Here is a 22,901-nt window from a genome sequence, read left to right as displayed (position 1 = left end):
CCTGGAGCACGCGTAGGGAGAGCACTCATGTCCGCAACTTTCGACAAAGCCTCGCAACTGGATGAACTGCTGCACACCGCCGTTCAGGACGACAAGCAAAACGGTGTATTCCGTTGCCGCCGCGACATCTTCACGAACACCGATTTGTTCGAGCTCGAAATGAAGCACATTTTCGAGAGCAACTGGGTATATCTCGCGCATGAAAGCCAGATTCCCAACAACAACGACTACTACACCACCTGGATTGGCCGCCAGCCTGTCGTGATCACGCGCGACAAAAGCGGCGAGCTGCATGCGGTCATCAACGCCTGCGCGCACAAGGGCGCGATGCTGTGCCGTAAAAAGCACGGCAACAAAGGCACCTTCACGTGTCCTTTCCACGGCTGGAGCTTCGCCAACACCGGCAAGCTGCTGAAAGTGAAAGATGTGAAGACCACCGAATACCCGGTGCAATTCAATACGAACGGCTCGCATGACCTGAAAAAAGTCGCACGCTTCCAGAGCTATCGCGGCTTCCTGTTCGGCAGCCTCAACGCGGACGCGATTTCGCTGGAAGATTACCTCGGCGAGACCAAGGTCATCATCGACCAGATCGTCGACCAGGCGCCGGACGGGCTGGAAGTGTTGCGCGGCAATTCCTCGTACATCTATGACGGTAACTGGAAGATGCAGATGGAGAACGGCTGCGACGGCTACCACGTCAGCACCGTGCACTGGAACTACGCTGCGACGATGGACCGGCGCAAGGTCGAGGGCACCAAGGCCGTGGATGCGAACAGCTGGAGCAAGTCGGTAGCCGGCGTGTACGGGTTCGACCACGGCCACATCCTGCTGTGGACCAAGACGATGAACCCGGAAGTGCGGCCCGTCTATCAATACCGCGACGAAATCAAGGCACGCGTTGGCGAGGTGAAGGCGGACTTCATCGTCAACCAGACCCGGAATCTTTGTCTGTATCCGAACGTGTTCCTGATGGACCAGTTCAGCACGCAGATTCGCGTCGTCCGTCCGATCAGCGTGGACAAGACCGAAGTCAGCATCTTCTGTTTCGCTCCGAAGGGCGAGAGCGCAGCCGATCGTGCCACCCGCATCCGCCAGTACGAAGACTTCTTTAACGTCTCGGGCATGGGTACCGCGGATGACCTCGAAGAGTTTCGCGCCTGCCAGGCCGGCTATGCCGGTACCACTGCATTGTGGAACGACCTTTCGCGCGGAGCGCCGCTGTGGGTCGAAGGTCCCGACGCAAACGCGAAAAGTATGGGCCTGAAGCCGCTCATTTCAGGCGAACGTAGCGAAGACGAAGGCCTGTTTGTGTGTCAACACGAATATTGGGTGCACCTGATGCGCGACGCCCTCAAGAAGGAACACGGGGAGGCCCTGGCATGAGCTTCGATTACCAGAAAATTTGCGCCGTGCTGTTCCGCGAAGCACGCCTGCTCGACGACCGTCAATGGGACGACTGGCTTGCCTGCTATACCGAGGACGTCACGTACTGGATGCCGGCGTGGGATGACGACGACCGGCTTACCGACGACCACGAGAGTCAGATTTCGCTCATGTATTACCCGGACCGTGGCGGCCTGGAAGACCGTGTGTTCCGCATCAAGACCGAACGCAGTAGCGCCTCGATGCCTGAACCGCGAACCAGTCACAACGTCACCAATGTGGAAGTGCTGGCCGAGCGCGAGAACGAAGCGGACGTGCGCTACAACTTCAACACGCTCAGCCACCGTTACAAAACCACCGACCAGTTTTTCGGCACGATGTTCGTCACTCTGCGCAAAGTCAACGATGAACTGTTGATTTGCTACAAGCGCATCGTGTTGAAGGACGACTACATCCGCCAGGTGCTCGACGTTTATCACGTTTGAGCGCAAACATCCGCGGAAATGAGAAGTACAGGAGGCAAGATGTCCAGCTACAACATTGCACTGAATTTTGAAGACGGCGTGACCCGCTTCGTCACATGCAAGGCGGGCGAGAAGGTGCTCGATGCCGCCTTTCGCGCAAAAATCAACCTGCCGATGGATTGCTCTGATGGCGTATGCGGCACCTGCAAATGCCGAGCCGAGAGCGGAAGCTACGACCTGGGCGACGACTACATCGAAGATGCACTGACCGAGGATGAGAAGGAAGGCGGTCTCGTACTCACCTGTCAGATGGTGCCGGAAAGCGATTGTGTCATTGCGGTGCCGGCATCTTCCACCGCATGCAAGACTGAGCAAAGCAAGTTCGCCGCGACCGTATCGAAGGTCGAGGCGCACAACGATGCGGCCATCGTGCTCGAACTGGATGTGGACGCGACCGCGCCGGTATTCCTGCCGGGCCAGTATGTCAACATTGATGTTCCTGGCAGCGGTCAGCACCGTTCATATTCTTTTTCGTCGGCACCAGGCGAATCGAAAATCAGCTTTCTGATCAAGAAAATTGCTGGTGGCGTGATGAGCACCTGGCTCGAATCCGCGCAGGCAGGCAACAAGGTGGAACTGACCGGACCGCTCGGCAGCTTCTATCTGCGCGCTGTTGAGCGGCCGTTGCTGTTCCTCGCCGGCGGCACAGGCCTGGCACCGTTCCTGTCGATGCTTGAAGTGCTGGCTCGCACGAATTCGCAGCAGAAAGTCCATCTGATTTACGGCGTAACGCGCGACCTCGACCTCGTGCAGGTCGATGCAATCGAAACCTACCTCGCGAAGTTGCCGAATTTCACTTACAGCACCGTCGTGGCCGACACGGATTCGACCCATCCTCGCAAGGGTTGGGTGACGCAGCACATGCCGGCGGAGGCCGTCAATGATGGGGACGTCGACGTGTACCTGTGCGGGCCACCGCCGATGGTCGATGCAGTGCGTAAGCATTTCGACGACAACGGCGTGAAGCCGAACAGCTTCCACTACGAGAAGTTCACTCCTAACGCAGCACCGAGGACCGCATGAACACGCAACGATTCGCTGGCAAGGTCATGGTGGTCACCGGCGCCGCGCAGGGCATCGGTCGCGCGGTAGCGCTTCGGGCAGCCGCCGAAGGTGGCAAGGTGCTGTTCGTGGACCGCGCCGACTTCGTGTCAGAAGTCGCCGCCGAAGCGCACGGCGCAGACACAGCAGGGTTTGTCGCCGACCTTGAGACGTACGATGGCGCCGCGTCGGCGATGGCCTTCGCCGCGCGCACCTTTGGCGGCATCGACATTCTGGTCAATGGCGTGGGTGGCGCGATTCGCATGCGTCCCTTCGCCGAGTTCGAGCCTGCACAGATCGATGCGGAAATCCGTCGCTCCCTCATGCCGACGCTATACGCCTGCCATGCAGTCTTGCCGTACCTGCTTGAGCGCGGAGGCGGGACTATCGTGAACGTGTCCTCGAATGCCACTCGCGGGATCCGCCGCGTTCCGTATTCGGCGGCGAAGGGCGGTGTCAACGCGATGACGCAGTCGTTGGCGATGGAATACGCAGAGCACAACATCCGCGTGGTCGCCACCGCGCCGGGCGGGACTGACGCGCCGCCGCGACGTGTGCCGCGCAACTCCGTCGGCGACAGCGAGCAGGAAAAAGTCTGGATGGGCGAAGCGGTGAAGCAGGTCACTGAATCGACCTTCTTCAAACGCTACGGCAGCATCGACGAGCAGGCCGCGCCGATTCTGTTCCTCGCTTCGGACGAGGCAGGTTATATCACCGGCACTGTGTTGCCAGTAGCAGGCGGTGACACGGGCTGATTCGGCACGCTCTCCTGTTGAAATCAAGGCGGTCGCTGTAACGCCTGATTAACTTTTGAAGAACCGACTAACGCTTACGGCGGAGGGATGCCCGGCTCGGCAACTGTCGAATATCAAACCCCGCTCAGCGTTCGTGTAATCGTGTCGCAGAACCATTGCTGAGCCGCCGAATCCTCCCTGTGGGGCTGCCAGTAGAGATTGACATCAAACGACGATATAGGAAACGGTAACGGCAGCGTACGCATCCTGCCGTCGCTGGCAAAAGCACGCGCGACGCGAGTGGGAAGCGTCAGGATAAGGTCAGTGGACGCGATGACTGCAACGATATTCGTGAAGTGCGGCACGCGAAGCGCAATTCGTCGGGACAGACCCATCTCCGTCATCACGTCCTCCACCAGGTGGTGTCCTGAGAACGGGGCAACCACCGCATGGTTCGCGGACACATATTCCTGCAGGTTCAGCGTCTCACCAATGGCCGGATGCGTAGCGCTGAGCAGGCAGGAATAGGTCTCGGTGAACATGGTTCGCTTTCTTGCCTGCCCGCCCGTGAGTTGCAGGTTTCCAACCGCAGCGTCAACGCTTCCAGTGGTTAGCCATTCGGTAATCCGCTCGCTCTCGAGCTGCACGATTTCCAGTCCCACCGAGGGCGCGCTTGTCTGCAGTTCCTTGACAAGAAATGGCAGGAAATAAAGCTCCCCGAGGTCGGACAGCGCGAGCCGGAAGCACCGGGTTGACTGCGCCGGGTCAAAGTTGCGCGTGGCCGATATGGCGGTCTCGATGCTGTCCAGCGCGTGCTTGAAGGCTTGAAACAGTTGGGTGGCATTGAACGTCGGAATCATTCCTTCTCGCGTCCGCGTGAAAAGGGGGTCTTGTAGCAGATCCCGCAGCCGGCTCAACGAATGACTGACCGATGGCTGCGTGATGTTAAGGCGCTTCGCTGCCGCACTCACGCTGCCCGTTTCGTAGATAGCGACGAACGCGCGAATGAGATTCAGGTCGGTCGTGGTCACGGTGGTCACCCCTATATAGACGACATCTATTATCGAATCGAAAAATAGATGATTTGATTTATTTTATACCGGGTCCTAGCATCGATCTATCGACTAGGAACACATCTCATGACCACCGTCCATCAAGCATGCTACGAAATCCTTCGCGAGCAAGGATTGACCACTTTCTTCGGTAACCCGGGTTCGAACGAGTTGCCGTTTCTCAAAGACTTCCCTAAGGACTTTCGCTACATCCTCGGCCTGCAGGAAGCCGCTGTTGTGGGGATGGCTGATGGTTACGCGCAAGCGACCGGCCGCCCGGGTTTCGTGAATCTGCACTCCGCGGCGGGAACCGGTAATGCAATGGGCGCGCTCGCGAACGCGTGGAATTCGCATACGCCGCTGGTCGTAACAGCCGGGCAGCAGGTCCGCGCAATGGTCGGCGTCGAAGCCCTGCTGACAAACGTGGACGCGGCGGCGCTCCCTCGTCCGCTGGTGAAGTGGAGCTGCGAGCCGAGCTGCGCGCAAGAGGTCCCGCTCGCGTTGAGCCGCGCCATTCATACGGCCGCTACGCCGGCTGCGGGCCCGGTGTATCTCTCGGTGCCTTACGACGACTGGAAACAGGAGGCGGGGCCCGGCGTCGAGCATCTGGCTAAGCGGCGCGTCGAGCTGGCAGGGCTGCCGTCCGCAGAAGCGCTGGCGGATCTCGTTGCATCGCTGGAGAGTGCTCGGAACCCGGCCATGGTGGTCGGCCCCGACGTTGATGCGAGCCATGCAAACGCCTTCGCAGTCGCGCTTGCGGAGAAACTTTCGATGCCCGTATGGATGGCTCCATCAGCTCCGCGCTGCGCTTTCCCAACTACGCATGCATGCTTCCGCGGATTGTTGCCGGCTGGTATCGCGAGCATCAGCCGTATTCTCGACGGCCATGACCTTGTGCTCGTCGTTGGTGCGCCAGTGTTTCGGTACCACCAGTATGAACCGGGCGAATACCTGCCGAAGGGCACCCGCCTTATCGCAATCACCTGCGACATCAACGAAGCGACTCGCGCGCCGATGGGTGACGCAATCATCGCGGATGTAGGACTGACGCTTCGCGCGCTTAGCGAGAAAGTTTCGCAAAGCGCCCGGCCGTTGCCCGCCGCGACCCGTCGCCCGGAGCCCGCACCTGAAGCGCCCGGTCCGCTCACGCCGGAGCGCGTGTTCGACATCCTCGATGAGATGGCTCCGCGTGATGCTATCTACGTCAACGAGTCGACGTCGACTACGAACATTCTCTGGCAGCGCTTACGCATGACCGAGCAGGGGAGCTATTACTTCGCTGCGGCAGGTGGTCTGGGATTCGCGCTTCCCGCCGCTGTCGGCATTCAACTGGCGAGGCCGGAGCGCCAGGTCATCGGAGTGATTGGCGACGGTTCTGCCAACTACGGCATTCAGGCACTCTGGAGCGCGGCTCAATACGACATCCCGGCGATTTTCATCATCATGAAGAACGGCACGTATGGAGCGCTGCGCTGGTTCGCCGGCGTTCTTCAGGTCGAAGACGTACCTGGACTTGATGTGCCGGGCCTCGACTTCTGTGCTCTTGCCCGTGGATATGGCGTCGATGCTCTACATGCGGATTCGAGTGCAAGTTTGACCTCTGCGCTGCGGCACGCCCTTGCCAGCAAAAAGCCGGTGCTGATCGAAGTCGATATGCGCGCCGCGTGAGCAAACAGAGGAAAGCGACATGAGTAAGCCCGTGAACGTAGCCGACTTTCGTCTCCTGGCGAAGAAGCGCCTGCCGCGAATGGTATTTGATTATCTCGAGGGCGGTGCGGAAGATGAACTCGGTTTGAAGCACAACCGGCAAGTCTTCGAAAGCGTTCGGTTCCAGCCGCGCCGTCTGGTCGACGTCAGCAAGCGGAGCATTGAGACAACCCTCTTCGGCAGGCCGTTAAGCGCGCCGCTTGTCATGGCGCCAACCGGGCTGAACGGCATTCTCTGGCCAGAGGGCGACCTCGTGCTGGCTCGCGCAGCGGAAAAGTTCGGTATTCCATTCGCGCTGTCGACTGCTTCCACGGCTTCAATCGAGGCGGTCGCGAAGGTATCTAAAGGCGAACTGTGGTTCCAGCTCTACGTCGTGCATCGGAAGTTGGCGGAGTTGTTGGTCAAGCGCGCGTTGAACGCTGGATACACAACACTGATTCTGACGACCGACGTCGGCGTGAACGGGAAGCGAGAGCGCGACATCAGGAATGGCTTCGGGCTGCCGATGAGCTATAGCCCCAAAACGATTCTCGATGGCGCTCTTCACCCTCGCTGGTCATTTGACCTCGTGCGTAATGGTGTGCCGCAGCTCGCGAACTTTGCCAGCGATGATGTGCAGGATACCGAACTGCAGGCCGCATTGATGAGTCGGCAGATGGATGCAAGCTTCTCGTGGGACGACCTGGCATGGCTGCGAAATCTGTGGCCACACCAACTCCTCATCAAGGGGATTAGCCGCCCCGACGATGCCGAGCGATGCATAGAACTCGGTGCGGACGGTGTGATTCTCTCGAACCACGGCGGCCGCCAGCTAGATAGCGCCATTGCGCCGCTAGAAGCACTCGAGCCGACCGCCGCTCGACTTCAGGCGCCCATTCTCATCGACAGCGGAATTCGACGGGGTTCGGATGTCGTCAAAGCACTTGCGAAAGGAGCGAGCGCCGTGCTTCTCGGCCGCGCCACCCTTTACGGACTCGCTGCGGATGGTGCGCGGGGTGTGGACGCGGTGCTGGAAATCATGAAGGACGAGATTGACAGGACGCTCGCTCAAATCGGTTGCCCCTCCATTTCGAAACTTGCCAAAGATTATGTCTGGTCCGGCGACAAGCAGGAATCCTTGTGGGTAGCGGCGCCGAACTACGAAACCGAAGTGATGGAGAAGCGATGAGCGACACGAAAATCGTTGGATTGCGCACGCGCGCCGTGAATGTTCCATTGGAATACCCGGTTAAGACGGCTGTCGGGACTGTGGCTAGCTCCCCGCTAGTTCTGCTCGATGTGCAGACGGACAGCGGAGTGACGGGACATGCGTACCTTTTCACCTATACGCCCTTGGCCTTGAAGCCGGTGCAACACATGGTGGATGAGTTGGCGGCAGTCATCGTCGGGCAGCCGCTCGCACCTCGCCATATCGACCAACTGCTGCAGTCGAAATTCAGGCTGCTTGGAAATACGGGCCTCGTCCGGATGGCGACAGCCGGCATTGATATGGCGCTGTGGGACGCAAAGGCCAAAGTGCATGGACTTCCGCTTGTTGAACTCCTCGGCGGCGTTACCCGGCCATTGCCTGCGTACGACAGCCACAGCATGGACGGCGTCGAACTCGCGACGCATCGGGCAAGGGGCGCAGCCGAGGCCGGATTTGCCGCCATCAAGACAAAAATCGGCTATCCCACCCTTCAGGAAGACCTTAAGGTGATTCGGAGCATCCGCGAGATCGTCGACGACAACGTTCAAATCATGGTCGACTACAACCAGGGGCTAACGGTTCCGGAAGCCATCCGTCGCGGCCTGGTGCTGGAGCAGGAAGGCGTGGCGTGGATAGAGGAGCCGACGTTGCAGCAAGACTATGCAGGGCATGCAGCGGTGCGCGATGCACTGAATGTGCCGGTGCAGATGGGGGAAAACTGGTTTGGACCCGACGAAATGGGTCTCGCGCTTGGCGCAGGGGCTTGCGACCTGTGCATGCCCGATTTGATGAAAATCGGCGGAGTGACTGGATGGCTCCGTGCAAGCGCCCTCGCGGAGCAGCATGGATTGCCGATGTCGAGCCACATTTTTCAGGAATTTAGCGCTCATCTTCTGGCGGTCAGCCCTACGTGTCACTGGCTCGAACGGATGGACCTTGCCGGCCCAATCCTTGAGCCCATGCTCATGTTCAAAGATGGCAAAGCGCACTTTGGTGAGCTGCCGGGTGCAGGCATCGTCTGGCGAGAGCAGGAAATCGAGCGGTTCTCCGTTTAAGCGTTACATAAGCGTCGTCAATCTGGACGGCGCAGTGTGCTTCTTTAAGTATTGCTAACCGACAAGCCGACATAAGAGCGGTATCAATTAAACAATTCTGGAGACAAACATGAACACCAACATTATCGACGATGTCGTCGATGGGACGCGCGTCAACTCGTTTCACCTGATGATCATGTTCTGGTGCTCGATGCTGATGCTATTCGACGGATACGATCTGGTCATTTATGGCTCGGTCCTTCCGCAACTGATGGTCGAATGGAAGCTTCCAGCGGTGACGGCGGGGATCATTGGCAGCAGCGCCCTGTTTGGGATGATGATAGGCGCGCTGACACTGGGCAGTTCATCGGACAGATTTGGACGTCGCCGCGTGATTCTCGCGTGCCTGGTCGTCTTCGGACTTGCCGCGTTCGGAAACGGCTTCTGTGAGAATTCCACGCAGTTTGTCATCTGCCGTTTCTTTACCGGAGTTGGTCTGGGTGGCATGGTGCCGAACATCGTAGCCCTCGTGACAGAGATGTCACCGAAGGCGAAGCGCAACATCATGGTAACCGTGATGTTGAGTTTCTTTTCGGTAGGCGGGGTCATCGCCGCGGTGATGGGAAAAGTCATCACCCCCACCTACGGTTGGCGAGCCAACTTTCTGATTGCGGGTTTGCCTCTGCTCACGCTTCCGATTCTGTTCCGCTGGCTGCCGGAGTCGATTGCCTTTCTTCTCGCCAATCGCCGCTTCGTCGAGGCAGACCGCGTTCTACGCAAACTCGCCCCGAGCTATCGAGGTAGCGCCGAGTCGCTCGCGTCCACGCTGTCGACGGCATCGGTAAAGCCGACGCAATCCCGAACTGTACAAATCTTCAAGGACGGTCGAGCAGCAGACACGCTGCTGATTTGGGTTGCATTCGGGATGTGCATGCTGATGGTCTACGGCCTGAACACCTGGCTTCCCAAACTCATGGTGGCTAACGGATATTCGCTCGGTTCAAGCCTTACTTTCCTTATTACGCTGAATGCGGGCGCCATCCTGGGCGGCCTCGCGAGTGGGTGGCTGGCGGATAGGTGGGGTGGCAAGGGCACACTCATCCTGTTCTTTGCGGTTGCCACCGTGTCAATCGGCCTCCTCGGCTATAAGCAGAACGCTTTTGTCCTCAATGTTCTTCTGATGCTTGCCGGCGCAACGACTATCGGGACCCTGTGCATCGTGCACGCGTTTGCTGCGCAGTTTTATCCGGCGAGCGTCCGGTCGACCGGGGTCGGCTGGGCTGCCGCGGCGGGCCGATTCGGCGCAGTCGCCGGTCCCGCATTAGGCGGCTACCTTGTCGGCATGAACCTTCCAATTACTTTCAACTTCATGGTGTTCGCGGTCCCTGGTGTCATCGCGGCTATAGCCATTGCACTCACTTCCCGAGCGAGAAAGCCGTCGGCAGAGAGTGCAAAAATCATCGTGGCCACGGCTGAATGACAGTGTCCATTCCAGAATCTGAACCCGCATCTGAAAGAGGTAGTGATGAGCAGCATCGAGAGCAAAGCCGTGTGGAACAAACGTATCTTTTCCGATGGATGGACAGAGGCCTTCGGTGGCGTCTATCCCGTAACTGAACCGTCCACTGGGGTGGCATTGGCCAGCGTAGGACTGGGCGGCCCGCAGGACATCGACCGCGCAGCAAGGTCGGCAGCGGCCGCGCAGGAGGCGTGGGCATCGACCCCGTTTGATCAGAGAGCCGCAATCCTGCGCGACGCGGCCAGATTGCTCAAGGAACGTGCCCCGGAGATTAACGAATGGAACGTTAGGGAGTGCGGATCCACTTCGGCAAAAGCGCAGTGGGAACTGCATGCCACGTATGAGCAATTGCTGGCTGCAGCCGCAATGCCCATGCAGCCGGAGGGCGCGCTGTACCCGTCGGCGATGCCCGGTCGCATGAACATTTGCCGTCATGTACCGGTTGGCGTTGTCGGCGTCATCGCTCCATGGAATTTCCCCATCCTGCTCTCGATGCGTTCGGTCGCTCCCGCACTTGCCGTTGGCAACGCAGTGGTGTTGAAACCGGACCCGCAGAGCGCGGTTAGCGGAGGATTGCTACTCGCGAGTGTCTTTGAGGACGCTGGCTTGCCCTCGGGCGTTCTGCACGTTATCCCAGGAGCCGCCGAAGCAGGCGATGCCCTTGTGCGTCATCCGCAGGTGGGAATGATTTCGTTCACCGGTTCTACGGCCGTTGGCCGCTCAATTGGCCGAATCTGCGGGGAGATGCTCAAGAAAGTTGCCCTTGAGTTGGGCGGCAATAATGCCATTGTCATTCTCGAAGACGCGGACCTCGATGCTGCCAGTTCGAACGGAGCGTGGGGCTCGTTCCTTCACCAGGGGCAGATTTGCATGCAGACGGGAAGACATCTCGTACATCGGGCTGTCGCCGATGAGTATGCGGACAAGCTCGCTCAGCGCGCCAGAAATCTGCGTGTGGGCAACCCGCATACCGAACAGGTTCACCTCGGGCCGCTCATCAACAAAAAACAACTCGACAGAATCGACGACATTGTGCGCAAGAGCGTGGCGGCCGGGGCAACGCTGCGCGCCGGTGGTGAATTCACAAAGCTCTTCTATTCGCCGACTGTGCTGACAGGAGTGACCGCCGACATGCCTGCATTCCAGGAGGAAATCTTTGGCCCGGTGGCGCCTGTCACCGTGTTCGATACAGACGATGAGGCGGTTCAATTGGTCAACGGGTCGCCATATGGTCTGGCTGCCGCAGTGCATACGAGCTCTCTGGCCCGTGGACTTGCGCTGTCAGCACGTATCAAGGCGGGCATGGTGCATGTCAACGACCAGACGGTGAACAACGAGTTTCATGTGCCGTTCGGGGGAATGGGTGCGTCCGGTAACGGCGGTCGATTCGGGGGGCCAGCTAACTTCCACGAATTCACCCAGACCCAATGGGTGAGCGTGCTCGACAAGCCAATAACTTACCCATTCTAGAGTGCGGATCGACGAAAGCGTAGACGACATACCGTTGTGCCTGGAGTAGACGCAGCGGATGCTGGCTCTGCCCCGCATCTGCTCGAGAATCGGCATACGTGGTGGCATTTCGACTACGACTTGAACTCTACAGTTCGCTTGGCGCGCTCGTCGACGGACAGCGAGAACACGTCGGGCCGCGAGTAATGGCCCACAACGTCGAAGTCATATCGTGCGCGAACGAGCTCATCGGTGTCGATTTCAGCGACCACCAATCCGGTCTCGCCACGGAGCGGACCTGCCAGAACTTCGCCCAAAGGGCCCACGATAACGCTGCCGCCGTTAATGAGTGGCCGGTTTTCGTCCCACCCCGGCACTTCTATGCCGAGTTGTGCCGGCGAAGGTTGTACCTGACATGCGCTGATAACGAAGCACCGACCTTCGTGAGCGATATGCCGCATCGAGCACTGCCAGATGTCACGCTCGTCCACCGTCGGCGCGCACCAAACCTGCACACCCTTCGCATACATCGCCGTACGCAGGAGCGGCATGTGATTTTCCCAGCAGATTGCCGTCCCGGCCACGCCGGCTTCTGTCTTCACGGCAGGCAAGGTCGACCCGTCGCCTTGTCCCCAAATGAGGCGCTCCGTGCCCGTCGGCATCAGCTTGCGGTGTTTGGCCACCAGCCCGTCGTCAGGGTTGAAGAACAACGCAGTGCAGTAGAGCGTGTTGCCGCCTCGCTCGATAACTCCGATGACGATCGAAGCGCCGCACCTGGCCGATAGGTCAGCGAGCGCCTGAGTTTCCTCGCCCGGCACGTCAATGGCGTTGTCGTAGTACCGCGCGAAAGCCTCGCGACCTTCCGGCAACCGATAGCCAAGACGGGTGCCGAAAATTTCACCCTTAGGGTAGCCGCCCAACAACGCCTCAGGCATGACCACGAGCTTGGCGCCGGAGGCGCGAATCTGCTTTTCGAAAGAGAGGATGTGCTGCAGAGTCTGGGCTTTTCCTGCTGCAGAGGAACCGATTTGCAGCGCGGCGACTGTTGACTTGGACATGGCGTTTTCCTCGAGGAGCGTTTGTGCCCGCATCTTTACCCGGATGTAAAATCGTGTGAACGCATATCGCCACTATTTGATATGAACAGAATTGATATCGACGCTGTGGACCTCAACCTCTTCAAGGTCTTTGAAGCTTTGTTCGAGGAAGGGGGAGCAAGCCGAGCGGCAATTCGGCTCAATCTGACCCAGTCTGCAGTGAGTGCGGCGCTCGGACGGCTGCGCGAAGTGTTTTCCGACACCCTGTTCGTACGCACCGGACGGGGCCTTGCGCCGACATCCCGTGCAAAGGAGCTGAAACCGCTGGTGAGCGAAGCGCTCGGCAAGTGCCGTCAGACCGTCGCTATCGCTTGGCCCGATGCGACTTCGTTTCACGGCCGCTCGGTTTCGGTCGGGCTGTCCGATGACTTCGAGATTGCTGTGGGACGACAGCTGATTGAGCGTCTGGCGCAGAGCGCGCCGGGACTGAGGCTCATCTTCCGGCAAACCCATAGTCAGATTGCCGGCGACGCGCTGGCGAATCGCGAAATGGACCTCGCATTGTTTGCGGGTGCATCGTCCGGCCGAGGGCTCAACCATCGGGTTGTGGGCGAAGGAGATTACGCATGCCTCGTGGATGAGAAGCGCCGCGCGGCGTCTACGCTGACGCTCGATGAATACGTGTCTCGAGGGCACATTCTCGTCTCTTCGGGCGGGGTAGTAGGGATCGTGGATGAGGGGCTGTCGGCACTCGGTCGACGGCGTAACGTCATAGCCTCAACGACCCATTTTGCTTCCCTGCCGCATCTGCTGAAGGGCTCCCGTGCGGTCGCGACCATCCCGAGACATGCGGCGCTGGCGATTTCCGGACTGACCGGGCTGATGCTTCTCGAGTGCCCAGTAAAACTTCCGATTTACCCCATCGTACTTGCATGGCGGACTAGCTCAATGCGCGATTCCGCGGTGGTCAAGGTCCAGTCCGCGATTCAGGAAAGTTTTCCTCTCATCATCTGATGGCAAGACGCCTAACGTACAACGGCATGGATTTGGCGGATTGACTGCACAGTGCGGAGCAGTTGATGAGCAGCGCGCCTCCTTCCGCGGGGGCCAACGCACTCTCGGCGACAGACAACCGAACATCGGTCGCCCGCCGGCTGTCGGGGTTTTCCCTCTCGAAATCGCCTTGACAGGGCTAGTCCCGCACATGATTATTTGCTCATCGGCTGAGCAGTTGTTCGTTTATGGTTTTGCTGCGGACGACTCACGCTGGCTGCGACCGCAACGCGGATAGCACCCTTGGCGGCGCAAAGGTGAAAAGATGAAGCCGCGTTCAATGTCGGCTACGCACACAACGGGCGTCTGCTTATCGGGGGAGATTGCTACCGCAGCAAGCCTGCGATGAGCGCCAACAGGAGGATGAGAAAATGGCCGGAGAACTGCAAGGCAAGGTCGCTGTTGTCACCGGGGCTGCTTCAGGCATTGGCTTGGCCAGCACCGAGGCGATGTTGGCGGCGGGTGCTCGCGTGGTGCTGGTCGACCGCGATGAAGTCGCATTGACGGCAATCTGCGGGAAACACGGCGACGCGGCGATTCCGCTTGTCGTGGATTTGCTCGACTCGACTGCGTGCTCAACGCTCGTGCCAAGCGTGCTGGACATCGCGGGGCAAATTGACATCCTGCATGCCAACGCAGGTACCTATGTGGGCGGCGACCTGGTGGATGCGGAGACCGCTGCGATCGACCGGATGCTGAATCTGAACGTTAACGTCGTGATGAAAAATGTTCATGACGTGTTGCCCCACATGATAGCTCGTCGGACCGGCGATATTATCGTCACCAGTTCGCTCGCAGCTCACTTCCCGACGCCGTGGGAACCGGTCTATGCGTCGTCCAAATGGGCGATCAACTGCTTTGTGCAGACGGTGCGGCGTCAGGTTTTCAAACATGGAATACGCGTCGGTTCTGTCTCGCCCGGACCAGTCGCCAGCGCACTGCTCGCCGACTGGCCAGAGGAAAAATTGAAAGAAGCCAAAGAGTCGGGGAGCCTTATCGAGGCCAGTGAGGTAGCCGAGGTCATTATGTTCATGCTGACGCGGCAACGCGGCATGACCATTCGCGACGTAGTTCTAATGCCGACCAATTTCGACCTCTAGGCGCGACGGTGACTCATGGGCACGTGTCATGGACCGCACTGAATTCCTTCAAGCCACGCGACAGCTGGCTGCAGCCGCTGAGATTCTAGCCAGGGCTGGTCCTAAGGACTGGCGATTCGATGCGTCCCGAATGCTCGCATTTTTTCGCCAGTACGACCGTTCTGGTGCCGGGGTGAGTGCCGTCGCGACATCCGACGACGAACTGTTCGTTCGCACGGGTCAAGCCGCACTGACAATGGCTGGACGCAATGAGTTTGCCGCGTCACACGCGCTTCTCAAGCACGCGCAGTCGCTGTTGCTCGCGACCTGAAAGCCGTTGCTACGAGCTTGAACTCAAACGTGCTCAGAGCGCGTCGTGGCACAGCGCCATCATCCTCTGGACCATTGTGCTTGACCCGTTGAGTTCCATCTCGCTGGTGAAGAGAGCGTTCACACTGGACAGCCGGACCGCGACGCCGGCCTCCAGCAAGTCCTTACTGGCAATCTTCAGCGCGAGTTGGCCGATGCGGACCCTGTCCAGCCAGTCCATCTTCAGCCCGTTTTTCTGAAGCCATCGACGGCAGCACTCAACAATATGGTCCGCTCGCCATTCGTTGGTCAGAGCGTAGGAGGCTGCTGCAATCGCCACCAGGAAACACAGCAAGTCGGGCCGTGCGCTTTCGCGTTCGTTAAATTCAGGTTTAGTCATGTCTATCGGCTTGCCCGCTGCGGTTAAGCAAGCCCAACACATGTGGGCGAGGGCGCACGAATCAATATGGTCGTCATTCGACCCTGCTTAAAGGCCGCCGGAATGATTGCGTCAATGGCATTCGCCGTCGAACTTTCCTGCGCGCAATCATCGTTCGACAAAGCCGCGGGGCGGGGCGGTCGTCATCAATGTAGCGCCCCGTGCAGGAGCTTAGGAACGGACACGCCCCCGGATGTCCTCGCTCTGGCGCTCCAAAGCTGCAGGCGCAGGCGCGGCCAGTCGGCTAGCGCGTTTCGTGAGACGACGCCTCTTCCGGGCTTTCATAGATGTACGTAGCGACGCTGCGCCGCTGCAGCGCGTCCCCCAATTTCATCCGCAGGAAACTGCTGGTCGTGTATCGAGTCACGTCCGAGTAATATCGGGCGACCAGGCCAGTCACCATTTCGGAATAGGCATCGATGACTTCGGGCGCTATCGAGAAATTGTCGTAGTTGACGATTGCGTGGGGCCTGACCGAGAGGCCGGACACCGTCCGTTCGACCTCGGCTCTGACTGCTTCGACGTCGTCAACAGTCGTGACCTTGTGCCCTTCGAAGTTGATGAACAACATGTTTTTATCGGCGTCGTAGCTGAACCGCTCACTGAGCGTCAGCCTCAACAGCATTGCTCGCAAACCCATCGGCTTATTGTCGAAAATGCGGGCGTCCATCAGGCGCGGCGGCGATTTGATGACGGGAGCGAAGCCCATCTGGGAAACGATGTCTCGCTGGAGATCGACCCCCGGCGCAATCTCGACGAGTTCGAGTCCGTCAGGCGCCAGGGTAAAGACGCAGCGCTCCGTAATGTAGAGCACGGGCTGCTGCCGTTCGCTGGCGTAACGACCGCCGAAGGTTCGATGTTCCACTGCGTCCACGAACTTTTGACAGACGCCATCCTGAAGAATTTGCAGGCGCCCATCTTTGATATTCACTTCCAGCTTGCCGGCGTTGAACGTTCCGACAAACACAACCTTCTTCGCCGCCTGCGAAATGTTGATGAACCCACCCGCGCCCGCAAGCTTTGGCCCGAACTTGCTCACATTGAGGTTGCCTTCCCGGTCGACTTGCGCGAGTCCGAGAAATGCAATGTCGAGACCACCGCCGTCGTAGAAGTCGAACTGGTAGGGCTGGTCGATGATGGCGTCGGTATTGGTCGCCGCGCCGAAATTCAGGCCCCCGGCCGGGATGCCGCCGATCACGCCCGGCTCGGTTGTCATCGTAAAAAGGTCGCACACCTTCTCTTCATTCGCGACGTTCGCAATCCCTTCGGGCATGCCAATCCCGAGGTTCACCACGCTATTGGCCATCAGTTCGAACGAAGCGCGCCGTGCAATGACTTTTCGCTCGGTCAGAGCCATGGACGGAATCGAACTTGTTGCAATGCGAAGCTCGCTAGCGAAGCCGGGGCTGTACGATTCGGCGAAAGTTTGCCAGTGGTTCTCCGGTTTTGCGACCACGACGCAATCGACCAGAATGCCAGGTATCTTGACCTGTCGTGGATTCAAAGTCCCTGACTCGGCGATACGCTCGACCTGAACTATCACGATGCCACCGGAGTTGCGTGCGGCCATTGCAATGGCAAGGGACTCAAGAGTCAGCGCTTCCTTTTCCATCGTCACATTACCGTTTGCATCGGCAGTGGTGCCACGCACGATGGCTACGTCGACTGGAAATGTCTTATACAGGAGGCAGTCAGCGCCGTTGATCGATATCAGGCTAACCAGGTCCTCTGTTGTGCGGGCGTTGAGCTTGCCGCCGCCGTTGCGCGGGTCGACAAACGTATCGAGTCCGACCGTGGACAAATGACCCGGCCGATGAGCCGCGATATCGCGAAACAGCTGGGAGATGACCCCTTGGGGAAGGTTGTACGCCTCAATGTGGCCTTCGACGGCCAGGCGTTGAAGCCCCGGAACGAGCCCCCAGTGACCACCGATGACCCGCCGAACCAGACCTTGGTGGGCAAAGTGATTCAGGCCCTTGCGGGCGCCGTCGCCCTGACCGCCCGCGTAGACTAGCGTGAGATTTCGAGGTGCGTCGCTATCTCCAGCGGCTGAGTCAAGGAACAGCTGTTCCAGTGCGACGGCGATTTCTTCTGCAAAGCCAATGCCGACGAAGCCGCCCGTTGCCACCGTGTTGCCCGGACGAATCAGTCTGACGGCCTGCTGGGCACTGACGATTTTGCCTCGCCCGACGCTGTTTGCAGTGGCGAGAAACGGGTGTTGAAAGCCTGCGCTCATGATGTCTCCAAACCGCGCCATGGAGCCGGGCTCCGGCGCTTTGTAGTTGTTCGGACCTGCTGCGACTCGACCACGGTTTCCATGCGTTGGTTAGTGCGTAGGCTGTTCATTGCCGGCGGGGAGCCGGCTTCAGGAATGAATTTGTGGTGCAATCGTAAGAGTACACGCCTCGCGCCGTCTGTTTCGAACATTGACGGAGTGGGCTGCGGGATGTACGCGTCAATCGTTGCCATCAAAGTCCTCGATCTCAAACTTATCGTTTAGGAGCCAGCAGAAGCGCTCCTTCATGACGACATCACGCGATTACCGCCGACGCGCTGCGCGGCACAGAGCGGGTGCCTGATTGTTCACATTCGTGCATCCGGCACGCGTAACCGCCCCCTGAAAGAGCCGATAGCATATGCAAAATGGGCAAAAGCTCGAATATTGGTCGTTTGCTCTGCTCGGCATGCAACTTGCCTCTTAATGCCCAGTGTCATCCGTAACCCTGGTTTTCGTCGCCGATTCGACGGGTTGATGCAAACGCCTGGGCCATGTTCGTTTTCTTCGGGAGAGCTGCCACACGAGCATCTGCTTTTAGCAATCAGAAACCGCAGGAGGGCTTTATGTTTCGGTCCACGCCAGTCATTGCCAGCAAAACCGTCGGCGGCGAAAAGATTCACGCTGAATTCCTCAGCGATACGGGACGACTGCGAATTATCGGCGGCGTGACAGTGCGAGCAGAATGGTTTCCGCCGCATTCCTGGTTCGCCATTGCATCTGTTGCGGGATACAGCCGATGGGGTACACGGCCGGACGAGACGGACTTGCTGCGGCTCATCGAAAACTTCATGCGGTTACCGGGACGGTCGGCTCTATGAACGGAGCTGTGAGTGCAATCGGCGATTGCGCCTTCCGACTGGGCTTAGGTAAGGTTCTTCTGGCACCAGCGGTGCCGCGAAATTCCAGTATAGGAAGCAGACAAGGGACGGCGGCCTTCCGTATCGGACGTAGCGAGTACTTGCGAGCATGTTGCCGGGCGCGCAGACCATGAGCGCTTCTGGCGCCGGCAAACTTTCATGCATTTACTGCCCGATTTTTTTAGGCATGGTGCCGTCGTCGGGAGCCATGCCGGGCATATCCCTATGCGCCGTGTCCGCGCTCTTGCTCATGTCGCCAGGAACCCGGTTCCAGGGACTCGAGACGGGCTCGCTGTGGTACGTCATCCCTGCGGTTGCAGCGCCGTGAGCGCCGCCGCTGCCATTCCCACCGTTGCCATTCCCGCCCGCCAGCGCAAGCGTCGCGGCGCACGCGCAGAGTGACGCGACAGCGACACGGGCGAACAGAACTTTCATCGTCAACTTTTCCATGGTATTTCTCCTTTGATGCAGGCGCGTGCGTCAGCCACGCCGAAGTCTCGTCTGCCGCTAAAGGCTGACTGGTTGCGCAGCGGCGAATCGCAAGCAGCCACTCCAATGCAAACCGGGCAGACATTCGCTGCATCCAGATGCGAGGCCTATGAGTGAGTCGTGGCCCGGCACCGAAAATGACAGCGTTACGCTGGATTGGAGCGTCTGACGCTGAGTGCCTGTTCTATTACTTCGGCATCAGAACCTTGTCCACGACCATGATGACGCCGTTGCTCTGGGTGACGTCATAGGTAGAAATGTCGGCGGTGTGGCCACTGGCATCCATTACTACGATGTTGTGCGGACCGTTCTCCGTGAATGTCAGTTCCTCTCCATTGACTGTCTTCAGTTCCGTCTTGCCGCCACCAGCCCTGATTGCCTGATCGAGTTTGCGGAAGTCGTAGCGCCCCGGAATGACGTGGTACGTCAGGATGCCGGTCAGCATTGTCTTGTTTTCCGGCTTGACGAGCGTCTCGACCGTACCGGCCGGCAACGCAGCAAAGGCCTCGTTCGTCGGTGCAAACACCGTGAACGGGCCTGGACTCTTTAACGTCTCGACGAGACCCGCGGCTTTGACCGCCGCAACGAGCGTGGTGTGGTCGGCCGAGTTGACCGCGTTGTCTACGATGTCTTTGCTCGGGTACATGGCCTGACCGCCGACCATGACCGTGTCACTGGCGGCAAAGGCGCCTGATACCGCTGCGGATAGCGCCACAGCGACGAACATAGCCCTGTATTTCATGGTGTACTCCTCCAGAGTCGCCACGCGTAATTGCGTGGGTCTGACCGCATATACGGGGAATACTCGCGACTGGATTCGAAAACGGGATGCTCGCAATGACGCAGCCTGATATGTCCCAGCCTTGATACTGTCAGGAGGTCGGGTTCTGGAACCGGGTATTTCGTCTGCTCTTCGGGGGGAGGCGCTGTTACTTCAACAGACCATGTCCGGTTGCAATCGAGGGCGCGTCGCACCCAGAGCGCTCGCGCGAGCCGTGTCGCATCGTTGACGGGACAACATGACGCATTGTCACATTCAGTTGATATACAGGACGGACAATCCGCGAAGGAGGTTGATTTGGACGTCCGAAAGTCAGCGTTACACCTCGAGAATGCAACGAAGCATCCATTTGAAAGCTGCTTTGTCGACCTTGGTGGATACTCCGCTGAGCGAGCCCTCACTGCGCTTACTGCTGCGGTGCATGCCGCTCAACGTGAAATGAATGCTTTTGACTGGATCACTCACGCACTTCCCGGTGCGACTCTCAAACCAGCCTTGGCATTCGGCACAGTTGGCGAACTGTATCGGTCATACATGAGACCCGCTGAGCTGGGACGCTTGAAAGGCGTGCTGCGCTCCTGACCGCTGTCTGGCATCGACGTCGTGGCAGCCCGCACGGAACGAGCGGTGCATGTCTCCGGCGTGCTCGCCTGTTTTTTGACTGCCAGGTCAGTGCATGGTTGCGACTCGATTCACATAAGCGTCAACTTGCATGTCGATTAACGGTGTCACAGTCACAGCGACGGCAACGTCGCCCGACTCGGGCAGCAACCCGGCAAATGCCGCGATGCCAGTCCCGCAGACCACCGCAACAGAGATAGCAGCGACGGCGACAAGTGAAGACGCACGCGGCGCAATGGAATAAACGAAACCCTGCAAGACGCTCATGATGGCAACCTCCCGTTGACGCAGCCATCGTTGCAACGACCGTGCCGACCGAGGGAGCAGTTGCCGGGCTGCCACCCGAGCCGGGCCTGCCTGCCTTGTTGATCCCCGGCGTGAGCGGCGCAAGGGACGACTGGATGTTGGGTTCAGACAAACGGTTCAGCTTATATGTCGTCCCCAAAGCCAACACTTACGTGAAGCGCGGCACGAGACCAGCGAACCGGCGTGCGACCCCCGGTCGTATGCGCGGGTTCCCTTCGCCGCCGAAATCCGCCCCGCAACAATGTATTGCGAAGTTGGAGCAAGCGGCATCCAGGCAAGCTTGAACACCGCTCAAACCCAAGCAGGATGGGCACTTGACGCCTGACACGTCAGTCATGGAAGCGCCGGCCGGCATGCGCGTTTCACTGAAACCCACTGTGACTTGCCTCTATGATGCAGCCTTCGCTATCCAACGGAAAAATTGTTGTGACACTCGATGAAATCCGCAAAAACGCCTTCGCAATGCCTGTGCACAACCCGGCTTACCCGCGTCCACCATTTCGATTCCTCAACCGCGAATACTTCATCATTTCGTACGAGACCGACATCGATGCGGTTCGCGCGGTCGTGCCGGAGCCTTTGACGGTCGACAATGGCCTGGTCCACTACGAGTTCATCCGGATGCCAGATTCATCCGGCTTTGGCGACTACACAGAGAGTGGACAAGTCATTTCGGTCCTGGATGAAGCAGGCCGGAAAGCCAGCTATACGCACGCGATGTATCTCGATGACGAAGGTCCAATTGCTGGCGGCCGGGAGATTTGGGGCTTCCCGAAAAAGCTCGCTTCACCCCGTTTATCGGTTGACGGAAAGGATACGTTGTTGGGCACGCTCGACTATGGGACGCAACGGGTCGCGGCTGGCACGATGGGCTACAAGTACCGCCCGCTCGATATCGAATCTGAACGCAAGAAACTCGCGGACACACCCAATTATCTGTTGAAGGTCATTCCTCATGTCGATGGCTCACCGCGGATTTGTGAACTCGTACGTTTCTACTTGCGCGACGTTTCTGTGCTCGGTGCATGGGAAGGCCCCGCCGCGCTCGAACTGCACGCACATGCATTGGCGCCGGTCGCTGACCTGCCTGTCAAAAGGGTAGTGGCCGCCAGACACGTCATTGCAAATCTCACCCTCGATGTGGGCGAAGTCGCTTACGACTACCTCGCCCCGGCGGAAGCACTGAAGCTCGCCGTGAACCAATAATTCAATCAGGAGCAACTCATGTCTTTGCAAGGAAAAGTCGCGCTCGTGACGGGCGCCGCAAGTGGTATTGGTGAACAATGCGCACGCAAACTGGCTTCGGACGGCGCGGCCGTCGTCATTGCGGACCTGAATCTGGCAAACGCGCAGCAGGTCGCGGACAGTATCGTCGCCGCGGGTGGGAAAGCACTTGCCGTGTCGATGGACGTCACAAGCGAAGAAGCGGTCAACGCTGGTATCGAAGAGGCAGTCGGCAAACTTGGCAGTATTGACGTGTTGGTGTCGAACGCCGGTATTCAGATCGTCAACCCGATTGAAGACTATGCATACTCCGACTGGAAGAAGATGCTTGCGATTCATCTGGATGGCGCATTTCTGACCACGAAGGCCGCTATCAGGCACATGTATGCATCGGGCAAGGGCGGCTCCATCATCTACATGGGCTCGGTTCATTCACACGAAGCGTCGAAGCTGAAGTCGGCTTACGTCACCGCCAAGCACGGCCTGCTGGGACTTGCGCGCGTCGTCGCGAAGGAAGGTGGCTCGCGCGGCGTGAGAGCGAATGTTGTATGTCCGGGCTTTGTTCGTACGCCATTGGTCGACAAGCAGATTCCAGAACAGGCGAAAGCGCTTGGTATTTCGGAAGCTCAGGTTGTCAAGGACGTGATGTTGAAAGAAACCGTCGACGGCGAATTTACCACCGTAGCCGACGTTGCCAACACGGTCGCGTTCCTGGCAGGATTTGAATCAGCAGCACTGACGGGGCAATCGATTGTGGTCAGCCACGGTTGGTTCATGCAATAAGGAGCCGACG

At 58.9% G+C, this 22,901-nt stretch carries 22 protein-coding genes; 15 read left to right on the top strand and 7 right to left on the bottom strand.

The window, feature by feature from the left end; genetic code table 11:
• Window positions 1-27: 27 nt before the first annotated feature.
• The 4 genes from PQR42_RS08745 to benD are packed head-to-tail and all read left to right on the top strand — an operon-like array spanning window position 28 to window position 3,706.
• Window positions 28-1,386, top strand: coding sequence for a Rieske 2Fe-2S domain-containing protein (locus PQR42_RS08745; protein ID WP_408386306.1), 1,359 nt, complete (start codon window positions 28-30; stop codon window positions 1,384-1,386).
• Window positions 1,383-1,871 (top strand): benzoate 1,2-dioxygenase small subunit, encoded by a 489-nt coding sequence (gene benB / locus PQR42_RS08740; protein WP_408386308.1) that lies wholly within the window; start codon window positions 1,383-1,385, stop codon window positions 1,869-1,871. The genes PQR42_RS08745 and benB overlap by 4 nt, the downstream gene beginning before the upstream one ends.
• A gap of 39 nt (window positions 1,872-1,910) precedes the next feature.
• Window positions 1,911-2,933, top strand: coding sequence for a benzoate 1,2-dioxygenase electron transfer component BenC (gene benC, locus PQR42_RS08735; RefSeq protein ID WP_408386310.1), 1,023 nt, complete (start codon window positions 1,911-1,913; stop codon window positions 2,931-2,933).
• Complete coding sequence (benD, locus tag PQR42_RS08730) at window positions 2,930-3,706, top strand: benzoate diol dehydrogenase BenD (RefSeq protein ID WP_408386312.1); 777 nt, start codon at window positions 2,930-2,932, stop codon at window positions 3,704-3,706. Before benC ends, benD begins: the two co-directional genes overlap by 4 nt.
• 113 nt (window positions 3,707-3,819) lie before the next feature.
• Here the strand turns inward: benD and PQR42_RS08725 are convergent, their stop codons facing one another.
• On the bottom strand, window positions 3,820-4,716 hold the full coding sequence (locus PQR42_RS08725; RefSeq protein ID WP_408212611.1) for a LysR family transcriptional regulator: 897 nt from the start codon (window positions 4,714-4,716) through the stop codon (window positions 3,820-3,822).
• Window positions 4,717-4,824: 108 nt separating this feature from the next.
• Here PQR42_RS08725 and mdlC point away from each other — a divergent pair, with 108 nt between their 5' ends.
• The 5 genes from mdlC (at window position 4,825) to PQR42_RS08700 (ending at window position 11,656) form a co-directional block, all read left to right on the top strand.
• The gene (gene mdlC / locus PQR42_RS08720; protein WP_408386314.1) at window positions 4,825-6,405 is read left to right on the top strand and encodes a benzoylformate decarboxylase; all 1,581 of its coding nucleotides are present in this window, start codon (window positions 4,825-4,827) and stop codon (window positions 6,403-6,405) included.
• Window positions 6,406-6,424: 19 nt separating this feature from the next.
• Window positions 6,425-7,612 (top strand): alpha-hydroxy-acid oxidizing protein, encoded by a 1,188-nt coding sequence (locus PQR42_RS08715; RefSeq protein WP_408386316.1) that lies wholly within the window; start codon window positions 6,425-6,427, stop codon window positions 7,610-7,612.
• Window positions 7,609-8,688 carry an enolase C-terminal domain-like protein gene (locus tag PQR42_RS08710; protein ID WP_408386318.1) on the top strand — a complete coding sequence of 360 codons (1,080 nt, stop codon included), beginning with the start codon at window positions 7,609-7,611 and terminating at the stop codon, window positions 8,686-8,688. The genes PQR42_RS08715 and PQR42_RS08710 overlap by 4 nt, the downstream gene beginning before the upstream one ends.
• A gap of 109 nt (window positions 8,689-8,797) precedes the next feature.
• Entirely contained in the window at window positions 8,798-10,147 is a 1,350-nt protein-coding gene (locus PQR42_RS08705; RefSeq protein WP_408386320.1) for an MFS transporter, read from the top strand.
• 45 nt (window positions 10,148-10,192) lie between these two features.
• Window positions 10,193-11,656, top strand: coding sequence for a benzaldehyde dehydrogenase (locus PQR42_RS08700; protein ID WP_408493617.1), 1,464 nt, complete (start codon window positions 10,193-10,195; stop codon window positions 11,654-11,656).
• Between the two features lie 113 nt (window positions 11,657-11,769).
• Here PQR42_RS08700 and PQR42_RS08695 read toward each other — a convergent pair whose 3' ends face one another.
• Entirely contained in the window at window positions 11,770-12,693 is a 924-nt protein-coding gene (locus tag PQR42_RS08695) for a carbon-nitrogen hydrolase family protein (protein WP_408212624.1), read from the bottom strand.
• Between the two features lie 81 nt (window positions 12,694-12,774).
• On the opposite strand from PQR42_RS08695, the gene PQR42_RS08690 reads away from it, so the two are divergent.
• The 3 genes from PQR42_RS08690 (at window position 12,775) to PQR42_RS08680 (ending at window position 15,135) form a co-directional block, all read left to right on the top strand.
• Complete coding sequence (locus PQR42_RS08690) at window positions 12,775-13,686, top strand: LysR family transcriptional regulator (protein WP_408386324.1); 912 nt, start codon at window positions 12,775-12,777, stop codon at window positions 13,684-13,686.
• Between the two features lie 410 nt (window positions 13,687-14,096).
• Window positions 14,097-14,825, top strand: a complete 729-nt coding sequence (locus PQR42_RS08685; protein WP_408212629.1) for an SDR family oxidoreductase — start codon at window positions 14,097-14,099, stop codon at window positions 14,823-14,825.
• 28 nt (window positions 14,826-14,853) lie between these two features.
• Window positions 14,854-15,135 (top strand): hypothetical protein, encoded by a 282-nt coding sequence (locus PQR42_RS08680; protein WP_408386326.1) that lies wholly within the window; start codon window positions 14,854-14,856, stop codon window positions 15,133-15,135.
• Window positions 15,136-15,168: 33 nt separating this feature from the next.
• On the opposite strand, the gene PQR42_RS08675 is transcribed toward PQR42_RS08680, so the two are convergent.
• The gene (locus tag PQR42_RS08675; protein ID WP_408386328.1) at window positions 15,169-15,513 is read right to left on the bottom strand and encodes a hypothetical protein; all 345 of its coding nucleotides are present in this window, start codon (window positions 15,511-15,513) and stop codon (window positions 15,169-15,171) included.
• A gap of 283 nt (window positions 15,514-15,796) precedes the next feature.
• Complete coding sequence (locus tag PQR42_RS08670) at window positions 15,797-17,788, bottom strand: acyl CoA:acetate/3-ketoacid CoA transferase (protein WP_408386330.1); 1,992 nt, start codon at window positions 17,786-17,788, stop codon at window positions 15,797-15,799.
• A 605-nt stretch (window positions 17,789-18,393) separates the two neighbouring features.
• Between PQR42_RS08670 and PQR42_RS08665 the strand changes: the two genes are divergently transcribed.
• Window positions 18,394-18,648 (top strand): hypothetical protein, encoded by a 255-nt coding sequence (locus PQR42_RS08665; protein ID WP_408386332.1) that lies wholly within the window; start codon window positions 18,394-18,396, stop codon window positions 18,646-18,648.
• A gap of 204 nt (window positions 18,649-18,852) precedes the next feature.
• Here PQR42_RS08665 and PQR42_RS08660 read toward each other — a convergent pair whose 3' ends face one another.
• The 3 genes from PQR42_RS08660 to PQR42_RS08650 all read right to left on the bottom strand — a co-directional run bounded on the left by PQR42_RS08660 (window position 18,853) and on the right by PQR42_RS08650 (window position 20,845).
• Window positions 18,853-19,137, bottom strand: coding sequence for a hypothetical protein (locus PQR42_RS08660; protein ID WP_408386333.1), 285 nt, complete (start codon window positions 19,135-19,137; stop codon window positions 18,853-18,855).
• A gap of 226 nt (window positions 19,138-19,363) precedes the next feature.
• Entirely contained in the window at window positions 19,364-19,918 is a 555-nt protein-coding gene (locus PQR42_RS08655; RefSeq protein ID WP_408386335.1) for a fasciclin domain-containing protein, read from the bottom strand.
• Window positions 19,919-20,626: 708 nt separating this feature from the next.
• The gene (locus PQR42_RS08650; RefSeq protein WP_408212647.1) at window positions 20,627-20,845 is read right to left on the bottom strand and encodes a hypothetical protein; all 219 of its coding nucleotides are present in this window, start codon (window positions 20,843-20,845) and stop codon (window positions 20,627-20,629) included.
• Between the two features lie 465 nt (window positions 20,846-21,310).
• Between PQR42_RS08650 and PQR42_RS08645 the strand changes: the two genes are divergently transcribed.
• Both PQR42_RS08645 and PQR42_RS08640 read left to right on the top strand, forming a co-directional pair.
• Window positions 21,311-22,090, top strand: a complete 780-nt coding sequence (locus PQR42_RS08645) for an acetoacetate decarboxylase (protein ID WP_408212649.1) — start codon at window positions 21,311-21,313, stop codon at window positions 22,088-22,090.
• Between the two features lie 18 nt (window positions 22,091-22,108).
• Entirely contained in the window at window positions 22,109-22,891 is a 783-nt protein-coding gene (locus PQR42_RS08640) for a 3-hydroxybutyrate dehydrogenase (protein WP_408212652.1), read from the top strand.
• Window positions 22,892-22,901: the final 10 nt, after the last annotated feature.

The sequence above is a fragment of the Paraburkholderia sediminicola genome (assembly GCF_046027355.1).
Classification (GTDB): Bacteria; Pseudomonadota; Gammaproteobacteria; order Burkholderiales; family Burkholderiaceae; genus Paraburkholderia; species Paraburkholderia sediminicola_B.
Note: the sequence above shows the minus strand (reverse complement) of the source record. Positions and strands in the feature narration are given on the sequence as shown.

Coding starts and splice junctions, on each gene's coding strand:
- PQR42_RS08745 (WP_408386306.1), top strand. CDS start 28: ATGTCCGCAACTTTCGACAAAGCCTCGCAACTGGATGAACTGCTGCAC.
- benB (WP_408386308.1), top strand. CDS start 1,383: ATGAGCTTCGATTACCAGAAAATTTGCGCCGTGCTGTTCCGCGAAGCA.
- benC (WP_408386310.1), top strand. CDS start 1,911: ATGTCCAGCTACAACATTGCACTGAATTTTGAAGACGGCGTGACCCGC.
- benD (WP_408386312.1), top strand. CDS start 2,930: ATGAACACGCAACGATTCGCTGGCAAGGTCATGGTGGTCACCGGCGCC.
- mdlC (WP_408386314.1), top strand. CDS start 4,825: ATGACCACCGTCCATCAAGCATGCTACGAAATCCTTCGCGAGCAAGGA.
- PQR42_RS08715 (WP_408386316.1), top strand. CDS start 6,425: ATGAGTAAGCCCGTGAACGTAGCCGACTTTCGTCTCCTGGCGAAGAAG.
- PQR42_RS08710 (WP_408386318.1), top strand. CDS start 7,609: ATGAGCGACACGAAAATCGTTGGATTGCGCACGCGCGCCGTGAATGTT.
- PQR42_RS08705 (WP_408386320.1), top strand. CDS start 8,798: ATGAACACCAACATTATCGACGATGTCGTCGATGGGACGCGCGTCAAC.
- PQR42_RS08700 (WP_408493617.1), top strand. CDS start 10,193: ATGAGCAGCATCGAGAGCAAAGCCGTGTGGAACAAACGTATCTTTTCC.
- PQR42_RS08695 (WP_408212624.1), bottom strand. CDS start 12,693: ATGTCCAAGTCAACAGTCGCCGCGCTGCAAATCGGTTCCTCTGCAGCA.
- PQR42_RS08690 (WP_408386324.1), top strand. CDS start 12,775: ATGAACAGAATTGATATCGACGCTGTGGACCTCAACCTCTTCAAGGTC.
- PQR42_RS08685 (WP_408212629.1), top strand. CDS start 14,097: ATGGCCGGAGAACTGCAAGGCAAGGTCGCTGTTGTCACCGGGGCTGCT.
- PQR42_RS08680 (WP_408386326.1), top strand. CDS start 14,854: ATGGACCGCACTGAATTCCTTCAAGCCACGCGACAGCTGGCTGCAGCC.
- PQR42_RS08675 (WP_408386328.1), bottom strand. CDS start 15,513: ATGACTAAACCTGAATTTAACGAACGCGAAAGCGCACGGCCCGACTTG.
- PQR42_RS08670 (WP_408386330.1), bottom strand. CDS start 17,788: ATGAGCGCAGGCTTTCAACACCCGTTTCTCGCCACTGCAAACAGCGTC.
- PQR42_RS08665 (WP_408386332.1), top strand. CDS start 18,394: ATGTTTCGGTCCACGCCAGTCATTGCCAGCAAAACCGTCGGCGGCGAA.
- PQR42_RS08660 (WP_408386333.1), bottom strand. CDS start 19,137: ATGGAAAAGTTGACGATGAAAGTTCTGTTCGCCCGTGTCGCTGTCGCG.
- PQR42_RS08655 (WP_408386335.1), bottom strand. CDS start 19,918: ATGAAATACAGGGCTATGTTCGTCGCTGTGGCGCTATCCGCAGCGGTA.
- PQR42_RS08650 (WP_408212647.1), bottom strand. CDS start 20,845: ATGAGCGTCTTGCAGGGTTTCGTTTATTCCATTGCGCCGCGTGCGTCT.
- PQR42_RS08640 (WP_408212652.1), top strand. CDS start 22,109: ATGTCTTTGCAAGGAAAAGTCGCGCTCGTGACGGGCGCCGCAAGTGGT.